This window comes from Mesorhizobium sp. M1A.T.Ca.IN.004.03.1.1, from assembly GCF_003997555.1.
Lineage (GTDB): Bacteria > Pseudomonadota > Alphaproteobacteria > Rhizobiales > Rhizobiaceae > Mesorhizobium.
On sequence record NZ_RZTV01000005.1, the window covers coordinates 348,258 to 368,959 of the forward strand.

Genomic DNA, 20,702 nt, shown 5'->3' on the forward strand with positions numbered 1-20,702 from the left:
CTGACGAAGGTGACGGCCGTCGACGCTATCATCGCCAATATTGTCTCCATCACATTTTTTCGTTGGCGCGCCGCGGCGTTTTCCGTGCAGCATATGTGCATCATTCTCACGAGGCCCACCATGACCGCCCTCCCCGGCATCTCCGACATCCACGCCGCTGCCGCCAGGCTTTCCGGGCTGATCGTCGAAACGCCGCTGATCGAATCGCCGGAGCTCAACAAGCGCTATGGCGGCCGCATCCTGTTCAAGCCGGAGACGCTGCAGCGCACCGGTTCCTTCAAGATCCGCGGCGCCTACAACAAATTGTCGTGCTTGAGCGAAGAAGAGCGCAGCCGCGGCGTCGTCGCCTTTTCGTCCGGCAATCACGCGCAGGGCGTCGCCGCTTCGGCCGCCATGTTCGGCGTCAGGGCGGTCATTGCCATGCCGGCGGACGCCCCGGCGCTCAAGGTCGGCAATGTGCGCAAGATGGGCGCCGAGGTGGTGCCGTTCGACCGCTTCAACGACGACCGCTTGACGATCGTTCGTCCCTACATCGAAAAGGGCATGGCGCTGGTGCCGCCTTTCGACGATCCGGCCATCATTGCCGGCCAGGGCACGATCGGGCTGGAATTGGTGCGCCAGGCGAAGGCGCTGGGCGTCAGCCTGGACGCAATTGTCGTGCCCTGCGGCGGCGGGGGTCTGTCGAGCGGCATTTCCGTCGCTGTGAAGGACGCTTCGGCACGGACTCAAATCTGGGCGGTCGAGCCGGAGCATTTCGACGACACGCGCCGCTCGCTCGCCAAGGGTGAGCGGGTCTCGAATCGACCCGGCCACGCCTCTATTTGCGATGCGATCCTGACCGCCGAGCCCGGTGCCATCACCTTCGAGATCAACCGCAAAAACCTCGCCGGCGCCATCGCCGTCTCGGACAAGGCCACGGCGCAAGCCATGCGCGACGCCATGGCGTGCTTGAAGCTGGTGGTCGAGCCCGGCGGCTGCGTCGCGCTCGCGGCGCTCGCGTCCGGCGAGATCGATCTCGCCGGCAAATGCGTGGCGGTGGTGCTTTCCGGCGGCAATGTCGATTTCGGCACCTACGCGGAGATCATGGCGGCGGCCTGATCGGCCAGTCGCCGCTCAATCCAGCGTCCGCCGGAACCGCACCAGCGCAACGCCGGCGAACAACGCCACGAACACCACCAGCCAGCCGATCTCGGTCGCCACAGCCGGCAGTTCCGCGCTCTTCAGCATGACGGCGCGGGTGATGCGCAAAAAATGCGTCAGCGGAAAGATCTCGCCAAGGATCTGGGCCCAGCCCGGCATGCCGCGATAGGGGAACATGAAGCCCGACAGCATGATCGAGGGCAGGAAGAAGAAGAAGGTGAGCTGCAGCGCCTGCATCTGCGTGCGCGCGATCGTCGAAATCGTATAGCCAAGCAGCACCAGCGCCAGCACGAAAACCAGCACCGCCGAGAGCAGGAGCGACAGCGATCCCATGAAGGGAATGGAAAACAGGAGCTTCGCCGCTGCCAGCACCACCACCACCTGCACCGCGCCGACCACCAGGTAAGGCAGCACCTTGCCCAGCATGATCTCGAGCGGGCTGGACGGCATGGCCAAAAGGTTTTCCATCGTGCCGCGCTCGGTCTCGCGCGTCAGCGCGATCGAGGTCATCATCACCATGGTCATCTGCAGGATGACGCCGAGCAGGCCGGGAACGATGTTGTATTGCGAGATGCCTTCCGGATTGTAGCGCCGGTGCACGACGACATCGAGCTGGCCGCGCGCCGCCTCCTTCGCTGCTTCCTGCATGCCTTGCGCTCTCAGCAGCGCTTGGCCGGCGACGGTGCTCAGCGTCGAGATGGCACCGCTCGCCACCGCCGGATCGGTGGCGTCCGCCTCGATCAGGATCTGCGGATTGTCGCCGCGCTCCACCCGTCGCGCGAAATCGGCCGGGATGGTGACGACGAAGGCGACATCGCCGCGCGACATCAGGAACTCGGCTTGCGACGCACTTTGCGCCACATGGTCGAAGCGATAGTAGCCGGTGGTCTGCAGCGCCGAGACCATCGCCCGCGTGTAGGGATCGCTGCTGGTCGCGACGAGTGCTGCCGGCAGGCTCTTCGGGTCGTTGTTGATGGCATAGCCGAACAGCACCAGCTGGATCAGCGGCACGCCCAGCATCATGGCGAAGGTGATGCGGTCGCGCCGCATCTGGATGAATTCCTTGACCAGCAGCGCGCCGAGTCTCAAGAAGGAAAAGATCGCTCTCACGCCATCTCTCATGCCATGTTGTCCTTCGAGCCGGACATGAACTGGATGAAGACATCTTCCAGGCTGGTCTCGCCCGGCGCCACAGTCACCCCTTTGTGCTCCTTCTCGACATCGGCGAGCGCCTTTTCGAGGGCTGCCTTGTCGGAGCCGACGACATGCAGCGTGGCGCCGAACGGCGCCACCTGGTCGACGCCCGGACGCCCCTGCAGCGCCTCGGCCACGCGGTCGAGCCGCGGTCCCTGCAGCACGAAGGTGGTAAGGCCGGCATTCCTCACCACCTCGTCCACGGTGCCGGTGGCCAGCATCTTGCCGTAGGAGATGTAGCTGATGCGGTGGCAGCGCTCGGCCTCGTCCATGTAATGGGTGGAGACCAGCACGGTGAGCCCGCCGCTGGCCAGGCGGTGGATCTCGTCCCAGAACTCGCGCCGTGCCTTCGGGTCGACGCCAGCCGTCGGCTCGTCGAGCAGCAGCAGCTTCGGCTTGTGCATGATGCAGGCAGCGAGTGCCAGCCGCTGCTTCCAGCCGCCGGAAAGCGTGCCGGCGAGCTGGTTGCGGCGCGTCGTCAGGCCGAGTTCCTGCAGCGTTTGCGAGACATACTCCTCGACCGGCTTCAGCTGGTAGAGCCGCGCCACGAATTCGAGATTCTCGCCGATCGTCAGATCCTCGTAGAACGAGAATTTCTGCGTCATGTACCCGACTTCGCGTTTGATCTTGAGCGCGTCGGTAAGGATGTCGAAGCCGAGCACCGTGCCCTCGCCCGCATCCGGCGTCAAAAGCCCGCACATGATGCGGATGGTCGTCGTCTTGCCCGAGCCGTTCGGCCCGAGGAAACCGACGATCTCGCCCTCGGCGACCGTCATCGTGACATGGTCGACGACGGTCTTGTCGCCGAAGCGCTTGACCAACCCACGGACGTCGATGACGTTCATCTGTCAATATCCGCCAGGTCGACATCGACGATCTGGCCGGGCTGCAGCGGATGGGCATCGCCCTCCGGCCGCGCCTCGACGAGATAGACCAGCTTCTGCCGGTTCTCGAGCGAGTAGATCACCGGCGGGGTGAACTCGGGATCGGGCGACACATAACTGACGCGTGCCTTCAAATCCGGCCCGCAGCCGTCGCAACGGACGCTGAGCAGGGTGCCGACCTTGACCGAGGAGAAGGCCGTCTCCGGCACATAGACGCTGAGTTTTACCGCGCCGTCGGGCAGCATCGAGATCACCGGCGCGGTCGGTCCGGCCGTATCGCCGGGATTGCGGATCACGTCGTCGATGCGGCCGGGCGAAGGCGCCGCCAGCACGCGCTTGGACAGGCGCCACTCGGCCTGCCCCAATTCCGATTGCGCCTGCTTGACCTGGTTCTCGGCAGCTCTGATCGTTTCGGCCCGCGCCGGCAGGCCGCCGACGGCAAGGTTCGCCTCCGCCTGGCCGACCTGCGCGTTGGCGGTCTCCAGCGAAGCCGAGGCCGTGTCGTAATCGGCCTGGGTGCCGGTGCCGCGCTTGTAGAGATCGCTGGCGCGGTCATATTTGCGTTTGGCGTCGGCAGCCTGCGCCTTCGCCATGTCCACCTGCGCCCTGAGCACGGCGATCTCTTCCGGCCGCTTGCCCACCTTGAGGTCGGCAAGCTGCGCCTGCGCTTGGGCGAGCGCGGCCTGGGCTTGCGCCACGGCGATCTTGGCATCGGCGCTTTCCAGCGTCACCACCGGCGCGCCCGACTCGACACGGTCGCCGCGCTTGACCGTCACGGTCTCGACCTGCGCGACTTCGATCGGCGCCAGCAGCACATATTCGCCTTCGACATAGCCGACGGCAAGCGGGGCGGCCGGCGCGCAGGCGCCGAACAGCTGGGCCGCGAGCGGCAGCGAACAGATTAAGCTCATGATTTGACCTTCCTGCCGGCGGCTGCGTCGCGCGCCGCAAGCATTGCCCTGAGGTTGTCGGTCGCGACCGCCACGACCTTGGCGGCCTCCTTGTCGCCGATCTCGCGCCAGCCCATCCTGCGCATCACCGCCTCGCGTCCGATGCGGAAATAGATGACCTGCCCGATGATGGTGAACACGGTGAGCCTGGTGGCCTCGCTCTCGGCCGGTTCGCCGGTCGCCTGCTCCCAGATCTGGCACAGCCGGCGATGCGTCGGTTCGAACACGCCGGCATAAATGCGGTCGAGCGCCGCCGTCGGGTGCGAGAGCTCGCGCAGTACGAATTGTACGATCTCGCCGGCCTGGGGACTTGCCACGACAAAGCCGACCATCCGCGCCAGCGCGGCCAAGAGCTGCGCCCGGGCGGCTTCCGGGCTCGAAGGGGCCGCCGGCTGGGGTGCGCCGAGCGCCTGGCCGGCGATCCCCTGGATGGTCTCGACGATGAAGTCGGCGGCGGCGGCGCGCAGCCCCTCCTTGCCGCCGAAATGATAGGCGATCGAGCCGATATTGGCCTTGGCCTCGGCCGCGATCTCGCGCGTCGAGGTGCCGTCGAAGCCCTGCCGGCCGAACAGCTTCAGCGCGGCCTGCACCAGCGCCGCGCGCGTTTGATCGGCGGGAGAGGCTTCGCGTTGCGGCCCTTTGGCGTTCGTTTGTTTGCTCATTGCACCAATTTAATCAATCGATTGATTAAAGTCAAATTGAATTCCAACGCGGCTTGCCATCTTCCTGCGGGCGGGCTTTAGTGCGCGGCCATGGGCAAGGAAGTCGAGCGCAAGTTCCTGGTCGCTGATCCCGCCTGGCGCAGCCTGGTCGAGGCGCATATCCGCATTCGTCAGTTCTACGTCGCCGCGCAGCCTGGACGCACGGTTCGCGTACGCATCAGCGACGGAGGCTCCGCCGCGCTGACGCTGAAGTTCGGCAACAAGGCGCGCGAGCGCGACGAATTCGAATATCCGATCCCGCTCGCCGAGGCCGAGGAATTGATGGCCTTCGCGATCGGGCGTGTCATCGAGAAGACACGTCACCATGTTAGGCACCGCGGCTATCTCTATGAAGTCGATGTGTTCGGCGGAGTGCTCTCGGGGCTGGTGGTCGCGGAGTTGGAGACGCCGGAGGACGTGCCTGACGAAATGCTGCCCGACTGGCTCGGTCGCGAGGTCACCGGTGAGTCGAGGTTTTACAACGCGTCGCTGGCCCTCGGCGGGATTCCGGAGATAGCCGCATGAGCTTTCGCATCGATCCGCGCTTGCCGCTGACCGGCGAGGTCAGGCGCATATTGGCTGACGAGATCGGCAAGGCGCTTGGCCAACTCGAGACGGCGCGCGACAAGCCGGAGCAGGGATTGCACAAGTGCCGTAAGCGGCTTAAGGGCGTGCGCGCCTTGTTGCGCCTGGTTCGTTCCGGAGACGAACCGTTCTGCCAGACCGAGAACGAATGCTACAAGCAGGTGTCGGCGCTGCTTGCCGGCCCGCGCGAGGCGACCGCTCTCATCGAGACCGTCGACCGTCTGGGCTCCGCTTTTCCGGATGAAACCGCGGCCGGCGGGCTCGATCCCGTCCGCGAGCGGCTGGTGCTGCGCCAGCACGAGCTCCATGCCGGCCCCGGTCTCGACGCTGCCATAAACGCCGCGGTCGCTGCCTGCCGGGAAGGGCTGGAGCGTATCGACAGGCTGTCGCTCCCCGATCAGCCCGAGCAGGCGGCCGACATACTGGCCGAAGGCGCCCGCGCCGCCTTGCGGCGGGCGAAAAAGGCGCTGGATAAGGCGATCTCGCGCGGCGAGGCCGATGACTTTCACGACCTGCGCAAGGCGTGCAAGACGCATTCGATGCATCTGTCGCTGCTCGGCCGCCTGTGGCCGGCGCCGATCAAGGCGCGCCGCAAGGCGGTTGACAAGCTTGGCGAACGGCTGGGCGAGCTGCATGACGTCTTCGTCATGCGCGCGCTGCTCGTCGCCGCTGGCGAGCCGCTCGGTCCGCCCGAAGACACCAGACTTCTGCGCAAGCTCTTGAAGCGTGCGGAAAAAAGCCTCAGCAAGACCTGTCTTGCCGATGCCGCCGAATTGTTCGGCGACAGCCCCAAGCGGTCGGCCAGAAAGCTCGCGCGCAAGGCTCGCGACGACCTCGCGCCGCCGCATGAGGAAGCCGGCCCGGTCGCGGCCTGACGCCTATGCCGGCAGCGGCCGCCTTGCTTTCGCGTCGGCATCCGTCCGAGCGCCGGCATCGCGCGGATGCGGCCCGATCGGCATGATCGCCGGAAACGGCGTCGCGCCGAAGGCGAAGGTCCATTTGTAGCCGATGAGCTGCTCTTCCGGCGTGGTGTGCTGGTCGTGATGGGCAAGCAGCCTGGCACGCTCCGCCAAGTCCTCCGCCTCGCGCCGCACCATCTCCGCCGTTTCCGGCCGCATGCGCCGCGAGAAGCTGACGAAGGTCGCTTCGCGTTCCAGATGGGTTATCGCCCAGCCGACAAAATTCTTGTTGGTCGTCTCGAAATGCGGCCGCAGCGGACCCTCGAAATCCCACTGGATCGGTGTCTCGACCAGCAATCTTGCCGACAGGCCGCGCCCGAGCGCCACCAGCCCAAGCTCTTCCAGGTCGCGCAGGTAGAGGAACATAGATGCTTCGCTGAGACCCTGTGAGCGCATGATGCCTTCTGGCGTGAATTTTTCGGACAGCATGATGAAGACGAAGAGCAGCGCCGGCCGCGCGGCGAGCTTCCGCTCGATCTCCGGCGCGACGTGGTTGGCCGGTCCCGGTCCCCGGTTCATCGAGCCCAGCACATTCTCCAGTTCCACGTCCGCAGCGGCGCAGATTTGTATCAGCCGATCGAGCTTGCAGTTGCGCTCATGGAAGATGCGCTTCACTGTCGGCTCGGAAACGCCCATGCGCTCGGCCAGCGCCCGGTAGGTCAGGCCCTTGGCCTTCAATGTCCGTTTCAGCGCCTCGAAGATCGGCCCGTTCATGGAATGCACCTCGTTTGCGCGAATTCGTATCGCTCCTCGATACTACGCTCGAACTGGCTTCCGGAAAAGTATCGAAAAACCTAGCTCTTGGCCATCAACACAGGAGAGCACCATGAAAAACCTCATCGCTTCGACCTTTCTCGCCATCGCCGGCATCGCAACGGCTGCCACCGCCGAGGCCGGCGAGATCTGGCGCGCCGGCGGCTTCGAGCAGCCGGAATCGGCGCTGGTCGATGCCGCCAACAAGCGCATCGTCGTCTCCAACATCGTCGGCAATCCGGGCGAAGCTGATGGCAACGGCTATTTGTCGCTGCTGTCGCTGGACGGCAAGGTCATCAGCCGCCATTGGGTGGACGGCATGGACGCGCCCAAGGGCATGGCGATTGCCGGCGGCAAGCTCTACGCCGCCGACATCACCAAGGTGCGCGTCGTCGACCTCGCCAGCGGCAAGCTGGTCTCTACCATCGATGTGCCCGGCGCCGTCTTCCTCAACGATATGACCGCCGATGCCTCGGGCAAGGTCTATGTCACGGATATGCTCGCCGACACGATCTACCGTATCGACGGCGACAAACCGGAGCTGTTCATCAAGGATGCGCTGCTCGCCTCGCCCAATGGCGTCTTCGCCGATGGCGACCGGCTGATCGTCGCGTCCTGGGGCAGGGGCATCAAGCCCGATTTCAGCACGGCGGCGCCGGGCGGCCTGCTGGCCGTCGACCTCGCCAGCAAGAAGGTGACGCCGCTGCCGGGCGCGCAAAACTTTGCCGACCTCGACGGCGTCATCGCCATCGGCGACACGATCTATGCCACCGCCTACATGACCGGCACGCTCTATCGCTACAAGGGCGGCGGCGCGCCGGAAGCGATCGCCACTTTCAAGCCGGGCAGCGCCGATATCGGCACCGACGGCAACTCGACCATCTATGTTCCGCTGATGAACGAAGGCGCGGTCGCGGCGCTGAAGCTCGACTGAGGACGATTGCGGCGGGAACGAGGTCGATCGGGGCTGGACCGCCATATCGACGGGGCTGCCATCTGGTTCAGCCGCTCGCTCCGGGATATCCGGCAGCAACCGTCACATGGGCCAAGCCGTGAAGACATCCAGCCTGACCGGCGCCGCCGTGTCGCCAATGATCCCGGTGCTCGTATGCGCACTGGCGATCTTCCTTTTGTCCGGGATGGACGCGGCGATGAAGTCCCTGGTCATCGCGGTCGGTGTGTACAACACCGTGCTGTGGCGCAGCCTAGTCTCGACCTTGATCGCGGGCGCCGCCTGGTCGGCGGGGCCGCGCTCGAAGCCGGCTCTTCCGGTGCTGGGGCTGCATGCGCTGCGCGCCGCGGTCGTCGGCATCGTCCTGGTTTCGTTCTTTTGGGGTCTCGCCAGATTGCCGCTCGCCGAGGCGATCGGGCTCAGCTTTGTCGCGCCCCTGTTTGCGCTTTTTCTCGCAGCCTTGTTGCTGGGCGAGAGAATCCGGCGCCAGGCGGTGTGGGCGTCGCTGGCCGGCATCGCCGGCGTCGCGATCATTCTGGCCGGCCAGTTCGGGCAGGCCGGCCACTCGCAGGATGCGCTCCTGGGCACGGCCGCGGTGCTCGTATCGACTGTGTTCTATGGCTACAATCTGATCCTCGCGCGGCGGCAGGCGCTGTTGGCCAAGCCGGTCGAGATCATGCTGTTCCAGAACCTCTGCATCGCGGTCATCCTTGGTCTCGCCGCGCCGTGGCTCGCCGTCGCGCTGCCGAGTGACCTGTGGCTTCACCTGGTCGGGGTGGCGATGCTGTCGCTTGCCGGCCAATTCCTGATGAGTTGGGCCTACGCCCGCGCCGAAGCGCAATATCTCATCCCGACGGAATACTCGGCCTTCATGTGGGCGATCGCGCTCGGCTGGTTCTTCTTCGGCGAGGAGGTGGCCTGGACCACGCTGACCGGGGCTTGCCTGATCGTCGCCGGCTGCCTGATCGCGGCGCGCGCCAACCCGAAACTTGCCGAGCCGATCGAAGCGGCAGTTTGAGAGAACATGTCGCTCTACGCGGACTGCGATTGTGCTTTCAGCTGCGCCCGCGCGTCGCGAATCGAGGCGGCATAGGTGACCAGCGGCCGCTTGAGGCCGTGGTTGATCAGCATGCGCCTTGTCTGCGGCGCGGCACCCGCGATGATGAAGCGCACGCCGGCGCGTCCGGCCTTGTGCGCGGCGCCCTCGAGGACGTTTGCCGCCGTCGAGTCGAGGAACGGCACCGCCGAGCAATCGAGGATGAAATTCTTGCGCTGGTCTGCGATGCGGTCGAGCACGGCGCCGACGGTCGAGGCGGCACCGAAGAAGAAGGCCCCGGAGATTCGATAGATGACGGTATCGGCGTCGGCCGCCTGGCTTGAATCATAAGTGGCGGCGCGATCGGCGACGTCCTCCGGCACCAGCGGCAGATCGGCCTCGACGGCGATGGACTTGGCCATGCGATCGATGAACAGGATCGACCCGAGCGCGAAGCCGACGACGATGCCTTCCGTCAGATCGCGGAAGATGACGATCAGGAACGTCGCCATCAGCACCAGCGCGTCGCCACGCGAGGCTCTGAGCAGCGTGAGGAAAGCCTGCTTCTCGAACATGTTCCAGCACACGACGGCGAGTACGCCGGCCAATGCGGCGAGCGGGATGTAGCTGGCCAAGGGCGCCGCCGCCAGCATCAGGACAAGCAGGATCGCCGAATGCAGCATGCCGGAGACGGGGCCATGCGCGCCGGCCCTCACGTTGGTGGCCGTGCGAGCGATCGTGCCGGTGGCACATATGCCGCCGAACAAGGCTGACGCGATGTTGGCGAAGCCTTGCGCCACCAGTTCGCAATTGGAGCGGTGCCGCCTTCCGCTCATGCCGTCTGCGACCACGGCCGAGAGCAGCGACTCGATCGCTCCGAGCAGCGCGAAGGCGATCGCGTCCGGCAGCACGTGGATCATCTTCTCCAAGCTGACCGGCGGCAGGGCTGGCCATTGCAGGTTCCGCGGGATGCCGCCATACCTCGTGCCGATCGTTTCCGCAGGCAGGGCGAACAGCGCCACGACCAGCGAGGCGACGCCGATGGCGATCAGCATCGCGGGCCATCTCGGCTGCCAGCGCCGCAAAAAGACAATGGTTAGGACAGTCAGCATCGCCACGAAGGTCGCGGCCGGACTGATCGTGCCGATCGCCTCGCCGATCACGGTCAGCTTCGGCACCAGCGGCCCGGGCTCCTTGCCGCCGAGTTTCAGCCCGAGCAGTTCGACGATCTGCCCGGAGAAGATGATGACCGCGATCCCGGCGGTAAAGCCGACGGTCACGGGATAGGGAATGAACTTGATGTAGGTGCCAAGCCTGAGGTAGCCGATGGCGAGCAGGAAGACGCCCGCCATCATCGTTGCGAGCAGCAGCCCGTCGACGCCGACGCGCGCCACCGTCGCCGCTACCAGCACGATGAAGGCGCCGGCCGGACCGCCGACCTGGAAGCGGCTGCCGCCAAGCGCGGAGATGATGAAGCCGCCAACGATCGAGGTGTAGAGGCCTCGCTCCGGCGTCACGCCGGACGCGATGGCGATCGCCATGCACAACGGCAGCGCCACGATGGCCACCGTCAACCCCGCGACGGCGTCAGCCCTGAAATGCGCCAGCGTGTAGCCTTCGCGCAGCACCGTGACCAGCTTGGGCGTGAACAGCTCGGCAAAGGACGGCCGCGCCTGGGGGTGGATTGACCGCCGGACCTGATCCATGGACTGCCTTCCGCTCCGTAAGGGCGGCGGGATCGTCGGCAGGGCTGTCGGCGGTCGCCGTCGCGACTTTCTTGTGCGGCTCAGCCTTGGGAGTTCTGCGGCGTGGCAGGCTTGAGACGCACGCCCCTGCCGCCGCGCTCGCTGGCCTGGTTCTCGCCGATCAGCTCCACCCCGGCCTCGTCGAGTCCCTGGATGACCTTCATCAGCGTATCGACCACGCCTCTGACGACACCTTCACTCGCTTCCATGCGTTGGATGGTCGGAAGCGAAACCCCGGCGCGCTCGGCGAGCGTTTTCTGGTCGATACCGGCCAACGCCCTCGCGGCGCGCATCTGCGCGGCAGTGATCATCGGCCAGAACCCCTGTCTGAGTCTGCAGTATCAATGGATAATCCAAAGATCATGATGTTTCAAGCATCATAACAAACAGTTGAAACATGAGTACTCATTCGCTGTCCGCCACCACTTTGCGCCGCTGCAGCAGGCGCGCTGCAAGCCAGCACAACATGGCCCAGGCAAAGCCGGCGCACCAGCCGGCAAGCACGTCGGACGGCCAATGCACGCCGAGATAGACGCGGCTGGTTCCGACCAGCACCGTGGTGAGCACGGCGAGGCCGAGCACGAAGATCTTCGTCCTGCGGTTCGGTAGGAAACGCGCGGCGAGCGAGCCCAGCGTGAGATAGGTCACCGCCGACAGCATCGCATGGCCGCTCGGAAAGGAGAGCGAGGTCTCGTTGACGAGATGCGAGACGAGATCGGGGCGGGGCCGGTCGACCTCGAACTTGAGCAGGCTGGACGCCGCCTGACCGCCCGCCACCGAAACGAACACGAACAGTGCGGTCGCCGGTCGGCGCATCAGCAGAAAATAGACGATCACCGCAGTCGTGATCAGCACCAGCACGCTGGTGCTGCCGAGCGCGGTGATATCGCGCACCGCGCCTTGCAGCCAAAGCGGACCGATCGGGCTGTCCGGCTGCCCGGCATGGCGGAAGGCGAGCAGGATTTCCGTGTCCAACGCATGCGGAGTCGTGGCGCGCGCCACGCCCATGAGTTCCACCAGGCCCCATAGCCCGCAGGCGATGGCCAGCCCAGCCGCAAGCACCGGGAATTCTATTCTGTTGAGCAGCGCCTTGGCGGTCGATTTCATGCCGGGCCTGCTCCAATTACAGCCGCTGCATATAGGGTCCGAGCGTGATCAGCGCGACGGCCGCGATCGCCAGCACGACGCCTGTCGCTTGGAAAGTGTTGAGGCGCTCTCCAAAGAAGACCAGCGCCACGATATTGACTGAGACCAGCTGGATCACTGCCGACAGGCTGAACGACACCGACATGCCGAATTCGCGGATCAGCCTGAGCATGATCAGATTGCCGGCGGAATAGAGCGCCAGCGTCAGCACGATCTTGCCGAGACTCGGCGCCAATCCCCATTGTTTGGCCGCCATCGCGGCCAGCAGGAAAATCACAGTCGAAACGCCAAGCTGCGCCAGTCCCCAGAGACTCACGTTCATCCCTCCCGAAGCGGCCTTCGCCGCGCCGCTCGCCGCTTTTGTTTCCGAAGCGCGCGAAGCCGTCAAGCTGATGGCGTCGGGCAAGCTACGCTGCGACGGGATCGAAGGCGGAATCTCGCAAGGCAAGCCCCGCAGCCATGGTTGGCGTCCTTGCGCCGAGCGCGCTCGGGAGTCTGCTCGCCGTGTGTTGTGGGCCTCGTGTGGCGCCAATGCGTGGGCGAACAGTGATCAGCCGGCAAATTGGCATTGCTCAATGGGGCTGATGTCACGAAAATGTGATCGGGCGCCTATAGGGATCGACCGGTTACCCGTTCCAGCCACCTCAAGAGCCAGAGGACAGCCCATGACCCAACCTGAGATTCGCTTCCGTACCAGCCAGCTCGAGGAGAATGACGGCCCGCCCGTCAATCCTACCGACAACCGCACGATGGGCGAGATCATCGCCGCGCGCTTCTCGCGCCGCGACTTCCTCAAGGGCTCGCTGGCTGTCTCGGCCATCGCCGCCACCGTGAGCCCGCTGGCGCTCGTCGCGGCAGACGAGGCGCGCGCCGCCGAGGCCTCGGCCTTCAAATTCGACGAGCTCGAGGCCGGCATCGACGACAAGCACCACGTCGCGCCTGGCTACGATGCCGACGTGCTCTTGCGCTGGGGCGACCCGCTCTTTACCGATTCGCCGGAATTCGACCCGGCAAAACAATCGGCCGGAGCCCAGGCAAGACAGTTCGGCTACAACAACGACTATATCGGTTATATCCCGGTCGAGGGCTCGGCCGAGCATGGCCTGCTGGTCGTCAACCACGAATACACCAACCCGCATCTGATGTTCCCCGGCATCGTCAAGATCGTCGACAAGGACGGCAAGAAGGCCGCCGAAGTGGCGCCGCTCAGCAAGGAGCAGGTCGATGTCGAGATGGCGGCGCACGGCGGCAGCATCGTCGAGATCCGCAAGGAGGGCGGCAAATGGCAGGTGGTGCGTGACGGCAAGCTCAACCGCCGCATCATGTCCACCACCGAAATGGCGCTGTCCGGTCCGGTAGCCGGCCATGATCGCGTCAAGACCAATGCCGACCCGTCTGGCACCAAGGTCTTCGGCACCCTCAACAACTGTGCCGGCGGCGTCACGCCCTGGGGCACCTATGTGATGGCCGAGGAGAACATCCACGGCTATTTCTCGGGCGAGCTGCCGGAAGGCCACAAGGAGGCCGCCAACTACAAGCGTCTCGGCATTCCGGAGGGCGCCTATGAATGGGGCGCGCATTACGATCGCTTCAACCTCGCCAAGGAACCGAACGAGCCCAACCGCTTCGGCTGGGTCGTCGAGGTCGACGTCAACGACCCGAATTCGGTGCCGAGGAAGCGAACCGCCATGGGTCGCTTCAAGCATGAAGGCGCCGAATCGATCGTCACCAAGGATGGCCGCGTCGTCTTCTATCTCGGCGACGACGAGCGCTTCGACTATGTCTACAAATTCGTCACCAAAGGCACGTTCAATCCGAACGACCGCGCCGCCAACATGAACCTGCTCGACGAGGGCACACTGCATGTCGCCAAATTCGCCGAGGACGGCTCGGTCGAATGGATGCCGATCGTGTTCGGCGAAGGTCCGCTGACGGCGGAAAACGGTTTCGCCAGCCAGGCCGACGTTCTGATCGAGACGCGTCGCGCCGCCGACCTGCTCGGCGCCACCAAGATGGACCGGCCGGAAGACATCCAGCCCAATGCCGGCAACGGCAAGGTCTATGTCATGCTGACCAACAATTCCAAGCGCAAGGCCGACCAGGTCGACGCCGCCAATCCGCGCGCGGCGAACGCCTTCGGCCACATCATCGAGATCGTCGAGGACGGCGGCGACTTCGCCGCCACCAAGGGCAAGTGGGAAGTGCTGCTGAAGTGCGGCGATCCTTCGGTGGCCGATGTCGGCGCCACCTTCTCGACTGCGACCACCGCCAATGGCTGGTTCGGCATGCCGGACAATTGTGCCGTCGACTCGGCCGGCCGCCTGTGGGTCGCGACCGACGGCCAGGGCCCGAAGGCCACCGGCCGTACCGACGGCCTGTGGGCGGTCGACACCGAGGGCGCGGCGCGGGCGACCTCAAAGCTGTTCTTCCGCGTGCCGATCGGCGCCGAGATGTGCGGCCCGCTATTCGCGCCGGACGACCAGACCGCCTTCGTCGCCGTCCAGCATCCGGGCGACGGCGGCGAGGACTGGGAAGCTTTTGGCCGCCCCTCCTATTACGAGGATCCATCGACCCGCTGGCCGGACTTCAAGCCGGACATGCCGGTGCGTCCGGCGGTCGTTGCCATCACCAAGCAGGGCGGCGGCAAGATCGCGGTCTGATTGGCGACTCGCTTAAGCAGGGGAAGGGTTGCGGTGATCCGCGACCCTTCCTCATCTTGCGATTACTCCACGCCTCGGACCACGGCCATGTTCAGGGTGGTTCTCAACCGGAAGCCGATGGCCTCGTAGAGGCCGATGGCCGGAGCATTGCTGTCATAGGCGTGCAGGTATGGAACCTCGCCCCGCGCCATGATCCGGTTCGCCACGAACAGCGACAGCAGCCTGGCAAGGCCGCCGCCGCGGAAATCCGGATGCGTGCACACGCCGCTGAGCTCGGAGTAGCCGGGCTGCTTCATGCGCTCGCCGGCCATCGCCGCGAGCCTGCCGTCGATCTTCACGCCCCAGAACTCGCCGAGGCTCAAGGCTTCGAGCGTGAACGGGCCGGGCTTGGTGAGCGATGCCAGAGCGAGCATCTCGGCCGCATCGTCCGGCGTCAGTCGCTGCACGCGCTCGTCGGAGGCGGCCTCAACCGGCTGCTCGGCAACCATCTGCACCAAGGACGCGGTCGAAACCGCGGCAAGTTCCGAAGGCAGGGCGATCGGGTCCGTCTGAACCAGGATGGCGCTTTCAAGCGGCGGGAGCAGCTTGCCCAGGGCTTGTAGGCTTTCCGCATCGTCTGCAACGGTGGCGGCGAAGGGAACGATCGAAGGCCGGTACCGCCTGGCAAGGGTATCGCCTTCCGCAAAGGCCTGATGGCGCGTCGCCAATGCGCTCCAGATCGGACGGTCGAGAACATGTTTCATTGTGCGACGGCCTTGGGTGCGACTGCCTTGGCCTTGTCCGCCCGGCGGTCGAGCGGGGTCGCGGCCAGTCGATCCTCGATGGCGGCGAGCTGGCCAAGCAGCGGCCCGGAGAGGTCCGCGCACAATTCCGCGACCGCGCCCTCGATGCGCGGCCAGACGTCGTGCTTCGCGGCGTCGACCAGCCGCTGGCCGTCCGCTGAGAGGGAAACGATCCGGCGCCGCTGGTCGTCATCCGATGGTGTGACTTCGACCAGGCCGAGCTCGGTGAGCAGCGACACGGCCCGCGTCACGCCCGGCTGCGCGATGCCGAGCGACTGCGCCAGTTCGCCGACCGGCAGCGGCCCCAGCCTGTCGAGCGCGGCGAGCAGCGGATACTGACTCGACTGGATCCGCACATCCAGGCGATCGAGCACGCGCTGCGTGTCGGCCTGCAACTGCTCGCCAATGCGCTTCAGCCTGCTGCCGAGGCAGAGAAAGCCGAGGGACCTCAGAACATCTTCCATCGTCGAACTGCCGGAACAAAAAGGGTAACATGATATATAACATTGCATGGAAATTGGCAATATGGTTTCACGATGCAGCCGGAGCGCCGGCTTTGGCCGGTAGACATTCCCTCTTCATTCGCCGCCGATAGCATCCTATATGGCGCTGGCGCGACATGACCGATCCGTCGCGCCAAGGCGACTGATTCGAGGCCCGTGGGCTCCGGGTCCTTCTTCATCGGCATGCGGACGCTTGATGCCATCCCTGCGCATCCATATCGACAGGTTTCTTGACGGCGGGGCGCCCAAGGTGCCGCGGCGCGAGCTGTCGCATCTCGAGCGCCTGGCGCTGGTGCGGCGCCATGGCGACTTCTCGCTCGCCTATTCCACCGCCGTGCAGCAAAAGCTGTCCTACTTCAGCGAAGGCGATGGCTACATCGCATTCGGCACCAAGATGAAGCACCATTTCGCGCTTGGCGATCCGGTCGTCGATCCGCCGGACCGGCCAGGCTACATCAAGCGCTTCGTCGAGGCCGCCGGCGGCCCCTGGTTCGTTCAGATAAGCGCCGCCACGGCAAAGGTGCTGGCCGGGCTCGGTTATCAGATCAATCGGCTGGGCGTCGACACAAGGTTGCAGCTGCCGGCGCATGATTTCTCCGGCAAGCGCAACGAGACCGTGCGCTATTCGGAGCGCTGGCTGGCAAAGAAGGGCTTCACCTTCGCCGAGGACAGGGCCAACATGCTGCTCGACGAGGTTTCGCGGCTGTCCGAGAATTGGCGCGGCGAGCGCATCGTCAAACGTTGGGAGATGGGCTTCCTGAACCGCCCTTTCGCCGACCATCTCGGCGCCGACATGCGCCGCTTCGTCCTTCACGGCCCGCAGGGTGAGCTCGTCGCCATCCTCGATTTCGATCCGCTGTTCAGCAATGGCGAGGTCATCGGCTATACCACCGCCTTCAAGCGCAAGCAGGTCGACGCCACGCCGCATGCCGAGATCGGCCTGACCAAATTCGCCGTCGATCGCTTTCGCGAGGAGGGCGTTTCGGTGGTCACGCTTGGCCTGTCGCCGCTGCTCGACGTCGAGCCGAGCGGCTTTGCCGAATCGAGCTTCTGGCGCAGCACCTTCCGGCGCGCCTACGAGTCGCCCTGGGTCAACCGCTCGCGCTTCAACCTGCAGGGCCAGGCCGCCTTCAAGCGCCGCTTCCACGGGCTGGAGGAGCCGACTTACATTGCCTTCCGCAAGGGAACGCTGATGGAGATGCTTGGACTGCTGCGGCTGATCAAGGCGATTTGAAGCAAGCCCTGTTCGTCAATTCCTCAGCCGATACCCGGTCCTGAAAATCCACGCCACGATTGCGATGCAGGCGGCCAAAAACACCAGCGTCATGCCGAGGCTGACGCCGACCGAGACGTCCGCTTTGCCGTAGAAACTCCAGCGGAACCCGCTGATCAGGTAGACGACCGGGTTGAACAGCGTGATCGTCTTCCAGATGCCGGGCAGCATATGGATCGAATAGAAGCTGCCGCCCAGAAAGGTGAGCGGCGTGACGATCAGCAGCGGCACCAGCTGCAGCTGCTCGAAGGTCTTGGCCCAGATGCCGATGATGAAGCCGAACAGGCTGAAGGTCACCGCCGTCAGCACCAGGAAGGCGATCATCCAGAACGGGTGCTCGATCCTGAGCGGCACGAACAGCGCCGCGGTCGCCAAGATGATCAGCCCGAGCATGATCGATTTGGTCGCCGCGCCCCCGACATAGGCGATGATGATCTCGAGATAGGAGACCGGCGCCGACAAGAGCTCGTAGATCGAGCCGACGAATTTCGGGAAATAGATCGCGAAGGAGGCGTTCGAGATCGACTGCGTCAAAAGCGAAAGCATCATCAGCCCCGGCACGATGAAAGCGCCGTAGCTGATGCCGTCGATCTCGGTGATGCGCGAGCCGATCGCCGAGCCGAAGACGACGAAATAGAGCGATGTCGAGATCACCGGCGAGACGATGCTTTGCAGCACCGTGCGGAACGCACGCGCCATCTCCATCCGGTAGATCGCCCACACTGCACGAAGGTTCATAGCCGCGTGGCGGTTCATGGCTCTTGCCTCAGCAGATTGACGAAGATCTCTTCGAGCGTGCTGTTCTTGGTGTCGAGGTCGTGAAACTGAATGCCTGCGGCCTCGAGATCGCGGATCAGCGAGGCGACGCCCGGCCGGTCGCTCTGGCTGTCATAGGTGTAGGTGAGTTCGTTGCCGTCCGCCGACAGCTCCAGCGCATAGCGCGACAGGCCCTCGGGCAACGCGCCGAGCGGCGCGCGCAGCTCCAGCGTCATCTGCTTGCGGCCGAGCTTGCGCATCAGCTCCGCCTTGCCTTCGACCAGGATGATCTCGCCGCGGTTGATGACGCCGACCCGGTCGGCCATCGCTTCGGCCTCCTCGATGTAATGCGTGGTCAGAATGATGGTGACGCCGTCCTCGCGCAGCCGCCTGACCATCGCCCACATGTCCTGGCGCAGCTCGACGTCGACGCCCGCCGTCGGCTCGTCGAGGAACAGCACGCGCGGTTCGTGCGACAGCGCCTTGGCAATCATCAGCCGGCGCTTCATGCCGCCCGATAGCGTGATGGCCTTGGCGTCCTTCTTGTCCCAAAGCGAGAGATCGCGCAGCACCTTCTCGACGAAAGCCTTGTCGGGCGCCTTGCCGAACAGGCCGCGGCTGTAGTTCACCGTCGCCCAGACCGTCTCGAAGGCGTCGATGGTGAGCTCCTGCGGCACCAGTCCGATCAGGCTGCGCGCCGCGCGGTAGTCCCTGCCAATATCGTGACCGTCGACGGTGACGCTGCCCGACGAGCGGTTGACGATGCCGCAGACGATCGAGATCAGCGTCGTCTTGCCGGCGCCGTTTGGCCCGAGCAGCGCGAAGATCTCGCCGCGCTCGATGTCGAGGTTGATTTCCTTCAGCGCCTTGAAACCGGTGGCATAGGTTTTCGTGACGCCGGAGATGGAGATGATGGGTGACATGCTGAAATATGGCCGGCTGGAAAACGTGACCTGATATAGGTCGGATGTCGTTTTATGCAAACCGGCAATCGACCGTGCTCCTGACAGTTCTCGACAGTCGCCGCCATTCGCGACGTCGAACGGCGCCGGCAAGCTGTCACGCGGTGCGTCTGTCCATGACCGCCCGACGCTGCGACAACGCGCCTCGCGTGACGCCGCGCCGCTTTGACCGATGCGTGTTCGAAGCCTATCCTTCAAGCCTGAATTGCAGCCGGAGCCCAGCATGGACCCGCTCATCCTGTCGCGCATCCAGTTCGGCGCGAATATCTCGTTCCATATTCTGTTTCCGGCGATCACCATTGCACTTGGCTGGGTGCTTCTCTTCTTCAAGCTCCGCTACAACGCGACCGGCGACTCGGCCTGGATGCGCGCGTATTTCACCTGGGTGAAGGTGTTCGCGCTGTCCTTCGCCATGGGTGTGGTGTCGGGCGTCACCATGAGCTTCCAGTTCGGCACCAACTGGCCGGGCTATATGGAAACGGTCGGCAACATCGCCGGGCCGCTCCTTGCCTATGAGGTGCTGACCGCCTTCTTTCTCGAGGCGGCCTTCCTCGGCATCATGCTGTTCGGCTTCCGCCGCGTCTCCAACCGCATTCACACGCTGGCGACCGTGCTGGTGGCGGGCGGCACCACGGTTTCCGCCTTCTGGATCATCGCGCTGAACTCCTGGATGCAGACACCGGCCGGCTTCGAGATGATCGACGGCAAGGCGCATGCCCTCGACTGGTGGGCGGTCATCTTCAATCCGTCCATGCCCTACCGCCTGGTCCACATGCTGCTCGCCTCCGGGCTCACGGTCTCGTTCCTGATCGCCGGCTGCTCGGCGCTGCGCTACCTTTATGGCGACCGCTCGGAATCGATGTGGAAGGCGCTGCGCACCGGCGTCTTCGCCGCCGCCATCCTGATTCCGATCCAGATCTTTGCCGGCGACCAGCACGGCTTGAACACGCTCGAGCACCAGCCGCAGAAAATCGCCGCCATGGAAGCGAACTGGAACACCGGCGCCCACGTGCCGCTGGTGCTGTTCGCGCTGCCCGACGAGGCGGCCAAGGAAAACAGGTTCGAGCTCGCCATTCCCGACGGCGCCAGCCTCATCCTGCGCCACAGCACAAGCGGCGTCGTGCCCGGCCTCAACGACTATCCGGGCAACCACCCGCCGGTCTTCCCGGTGTTCTGGGGTTTCCGCGTCATGGTCGGCACCGGCATCCTGATGCTCATCGTCTCCTGGTCGGCAGCCTTCTTCCTCATGCGTCGCCGCAGCCTGCCTAAGCCGCTGGCCCTGATCATGGTGCCGATGGCGCTCTCCGGCTGGCTGGCGACGCTGGCCGGCTGGTACACGACCGAGATCGGCCGCCAGCCCTGGCTGGTCACCGGAATATTGAAGACAGCCGATGCCGTCGGCCCGGTCGCCGGCAGCCATGTCGCGCTGACCCTGGCCGTCTATCTCATCCTCTATGTGCTGCTCTTGATCGCCTATCTCGGCGTGCTGGTGCATCTCGCGCTGAAGGCGGCCAAGGAAGGCGACACCTCGCCGTTGCCCGGCGTCATGAACGCCGCGATGTCGCAGCCGGCCGCCGGAGAGTGAACATGCAGGCGCAAGACAAGCGGTACGGTCGGTTCGATGCGGGCCTTTCTTCTGAGGTCGGCGCTGTCACTCACCTGACCGCCGGCACGGGTGCTTCAAACAGTATGGCCGTCTGTCGGACCAATCTCGGTTGGAG

The 20,702-nt window shown here is 65.0% G+C and carries 21 protein-coding genes; 8 read left to right on the forward strand and 13 right to left on the reverse strand.

The features are described from left to right. Positions 1–120 precede the first annotated feature (120 nt). Positions 121–1,098 carry a threonine/serine dehydratase gene (locus tag EOD29_RS18815; protein ID WP_127247427.1) on the forward strand — a complete coding sequence of 326 codons (978 nt, stop codon included), beginning with the start codon at positions 121–123 and terminating at the stop codon, positions 1,096–1,098. A 15-nt stretch (positions 1,099–1,113) separates the two neighbouring features. Here EOD29_RS18815 and EOD29_RS18820 read toward each other — a convergent pair whose 3' ends face one another. Genes EOD29_RS18820 through EOD29_RS18835 form a run of 4 tightly spaced genes read right to left on the reverse strand, consistent with a single transcriptional unit; the run spans position 1,114 to position 4,830 of the window. Further along, the gene (locus EOD29_RS18820) at positions 1,114–2,250 is read right to left on the reverse strand and encodes an ABC transporter permease (RefSeq protein ID WP_127247536.1); all 1,137 of its coding nucleotides are present in this window, start codon (positions 2,248–2,250) and stop codon (positions 1,114–1,116) included. An 8-nt stretch (positions 2,251–2,258) separates the two neighbouring features. Continuing rightward, on the reverse strand, positions 2,259–3,179 hold the full coding sequence (locus EOD29_RS18825; RefSeq protein WP_127247428.1) for an ABC transporter ATP-binding protein: 921 nt from the start codon (positions 3,177–3,179) through the stop codon (positions 2,259–2,261). Then, a complete protein-coding gene (locus tag EOD29_RS18830) occupies positions 3,176–4,129 on the reverse strand; it encodes an HlyD family efflux transporter periplasmic adaptor subunit (RefSeq protein WP_127247429.1) in 954 nt (317 codons plus the stop codon). The genes EOD29_RS18825 and EOD29_RS18830 overlap by 4 nt, the downstream gene beginning before the upstream one ends. Then, positions 4,126–4,830, reverse strand: coding sequence for a DUF1956 domain-containing protein (locus EOD29_RS18835; protein ID WP_127247430.1), 705 nt, complete (start codon positions 4,828–4,830; stop codon positions 4,126–4,128). Before EOD29_RS18835 ends, EOD29_RS18830 begins: the two co-directional genes overlap by 4 nt. A 90-nt stretch (positions 4,831–4,920) precedes the next feature. Here EOD29_RS18835 and EOD29_RS18840 point away from each other — a divergent pair, with 90 nt between their 5' ends. Together EOD29_RS18840 and EOD29_RS18845 are read left to right on the forward strand one after the other, a co-directional pair. Continuing rightward, positions 4,921–5,394 (forward strand): CYTH domain-containing protein, encoded by a 474-nt coding sequence (locus EOD29_RS18840; protein ID WP_067323434.1) that lies wholly within the window; start codon positions 4,921–4,923, stop codon positions 5,392–5,394. Then, entirely contained in the window at positions 5,391–6,329 is a 939-nt protein-coding gene (locus EOD29_RS18845) for a CHAD domain-containing protein (RefSeq protein ID WP_127247431.1), read from the forward strand. Before EOD29_RS18840 ends, EOD29_RS18845 begins: the two co-directional genes overlap by 4 nt. A 3-nt stretch (positions 6,330–6,332) precedes the next feature. Here EOD29_RS18845 and EOD29_RS18850 read toward each other — a convergent pair whose 3' ends face one another. Further along, complete coding sequence (locus EOD29_RS18850) at positions 6,333–7,127, reverse strand: helix-turn-helix transcriptional regulator (RefSeq protein WP_127247432.1); 795 nt, start codon at positions 7,125–7,127, stop codon at positions 6,333–6,335. A 112-nt stretch (positions 7,128–7,239) separates the two neighbouring features. Between EOD29_RS18850 and EOD29_RS18855 the strand changes: the two genes are divergently transcribed. Both EOD29_RS18855 and EOD29_RS18860 read left to right on the forward strand, forming a co-directional pair. Continuing rightward, the gene (locus tag EOD29_RS18855; protein WP_067323425.1) at positions 7,240–8,100 is read left to right on the forward strand and encodes an ATP/GTP-binding protein; all 861 of its coding nucleotides are present in this window, start codon (positions 7,240–7,242) and stop codon (positions 8,098–8,100) included. Between the two features lie 106 nt (positions 8,101–8,206). Then, complete coding sequence (locus tag EOD29_RS18860; protein WP_127247433.1) at positions 8,207–9,136, forward strand: DMT family transporter; 930 nt, start codon at positions 8,207–8,209, stop codon at positions 9,134–9,136. 14 nt (positions 9,137–9,150) lie between these two features. Here the strand turns inward: EOD29_RS18860 and EOD29_RS18865 are convergent, their stop codons facing one another. From EOD29_RS18865 to EOD29_RS18880, 4 genes are all read right to left on the reverse strand, one after another. After that, positions 9,151–10,860, reverse strand: a complete 1,710-nt coding sequence (locus EOD29_RS18865; RefSeq protein WP_127247434.1) for a SulP family inorganic anion transporter — start codon at positions 10,858–10,860, stop codon at positions 9,151–9,153. Positions 10,861–10,940: 80 nt separating this feature from the next. Next, entirely contained in the window at positions 10,941–11,210 is a 270-nt protein-coding gene (locus EOD29_RS18870) for a helix-turn-helix transcriptional regulator (RefSeq protein ID WP_067323416.1), read from the reverse strand. Positions 11,211–11,304: 94 nt separating this feature from the next. Further along, positions 11,305–12,006, reverse strand: a complete 702-nt coding sequence (locus tag EOD29_RS18875) for a phosphatase PAP2 family protein (RefSeq protein WP_067323413.1) — start codon at positions 12,004–12,006, stop codon at positions 11,305–11,307. Between the two features lie 16 nt (positions 12,007–12,022). Next, on the reverse strand, positions 12,023–12,361 hold the full coding sequence (locus tag EOD29_RS18880; RefSeq protein ID WP_067324604.1) for a hypothetical protein: 339 nt from the start codon (positions 12,359–12,361) through the stop codon (positions 12,023–12,025). Between the two features lie 349 nt (positions 12,362–12,710). Between EOD29_RS18880 and EOD29_RS18885 the strand changes: the two genes are divergently transcribed. Beyond that, positions 12,711–14,705 carry a PhoX family phosphatase gene (locus EOD29_RS18885; protein ID WP_127247435.1) on the forward strand — a complete coding sequence of 665 codons (1,995 nt, stop codon included), beginning with the start codon at positions 12,711–12,713 and terminating at the stop codon, positions 14,703–14,705. Positions 14,706–14,767: 62 nt separating this feature from the next. On the opposite strand, the gene EOD29_RS18890 is transcribed toward EOD29_RS18885, so the two are convergent. Continuing rightward, positions 14,768–15,448 (reverse strand): GNAT family N-acetyltransferase, encoded by a 681-nt coding sequence (locus EOD29_RS18890; protein WP_127247436.1) that lies wholly within the window; start codon positions 15,446–15,448, stop codon positions 14,768–14,770. Next, positions 15,445–15,951: a MarR family transcriptional regulator gene (locus tag EOD29_RS18895; protein WP_127247437.1), complete on the reverse strand. Its 507-nt coding sequence runs from the start codon at positions 15,949–15,951 to the stop codon at positions 15,445–15,447. The genes EOD29_RS18890 and EOD29_RS18895 overlap by 4 nt, the downstream gene beginning before the upstream one ends. 235 nt (positions 15,952–16,186) lie before the next feature. Here EOD29_RS18895 and EOD29_RS18900 point away from each other — a divergent pair, with 235 nt between their 5' ends. Then, complete coding sequence (locus tag EOD29_RS18900; RefSeq protein WP_127247438.1) at positions 16,187–17,224, forward strand: phosphatidylglycerol lysyltransferase domain-containing protein; 1,038 nt, start codon at positions 16,187–16,189, stop codon at positions 17,222–17,224. 15 nt (positions 17,225–17,239) lie between these two features. Here EOD29_RS18900 and EOD29_RS18905 read toward each other — a convergent pair whose 3' ends face one another. Then, a complete protein-coding gene (locus EOD29_RS18905) occupies positions 17,240–18,001 on the reverse strand; it encodes an ABC transporter permease (RefSeq protein WP_067003307.1) in 762 nt (253 codons plus the stop codon). Positions 18,002–18,015: 14 nt separating this feature from the next. Continuing rightward, the gene (locus tag EOD29_RS18910) at positions 18,016–18,942 is read right to left on the reverse strand and encodes an ABC transporter ATP-binding protein (protein WP_095799510.1); all 927 of its coding nucleotides are present in this window, start codon (positions 18,940–18,942) and stop codon (positions 18,016–18,018) included. A 262-nt stretch (positions 18,943–19,204) separates the two neighbouring features. Between EOD29_RS18910 and EOD29_RS18915 the strand changes: the two genes are divergently transcribed. Next, positions 19,205–20,566 carry a cytochrome ubiquinol oxidase subunit I gene (locus EOD29_RS18915; RefSeq protein WP_127247439.1) on the forward strand — a complete coding sequence of 454 codons (1,362 nt, stop codon included), beginning with the start codon at positions 19,205–19,207 and terminating at the stop codon, positions 20,564–20,566. Positions 20,567–20,702 lie beyond the last annotated feature (136 nt).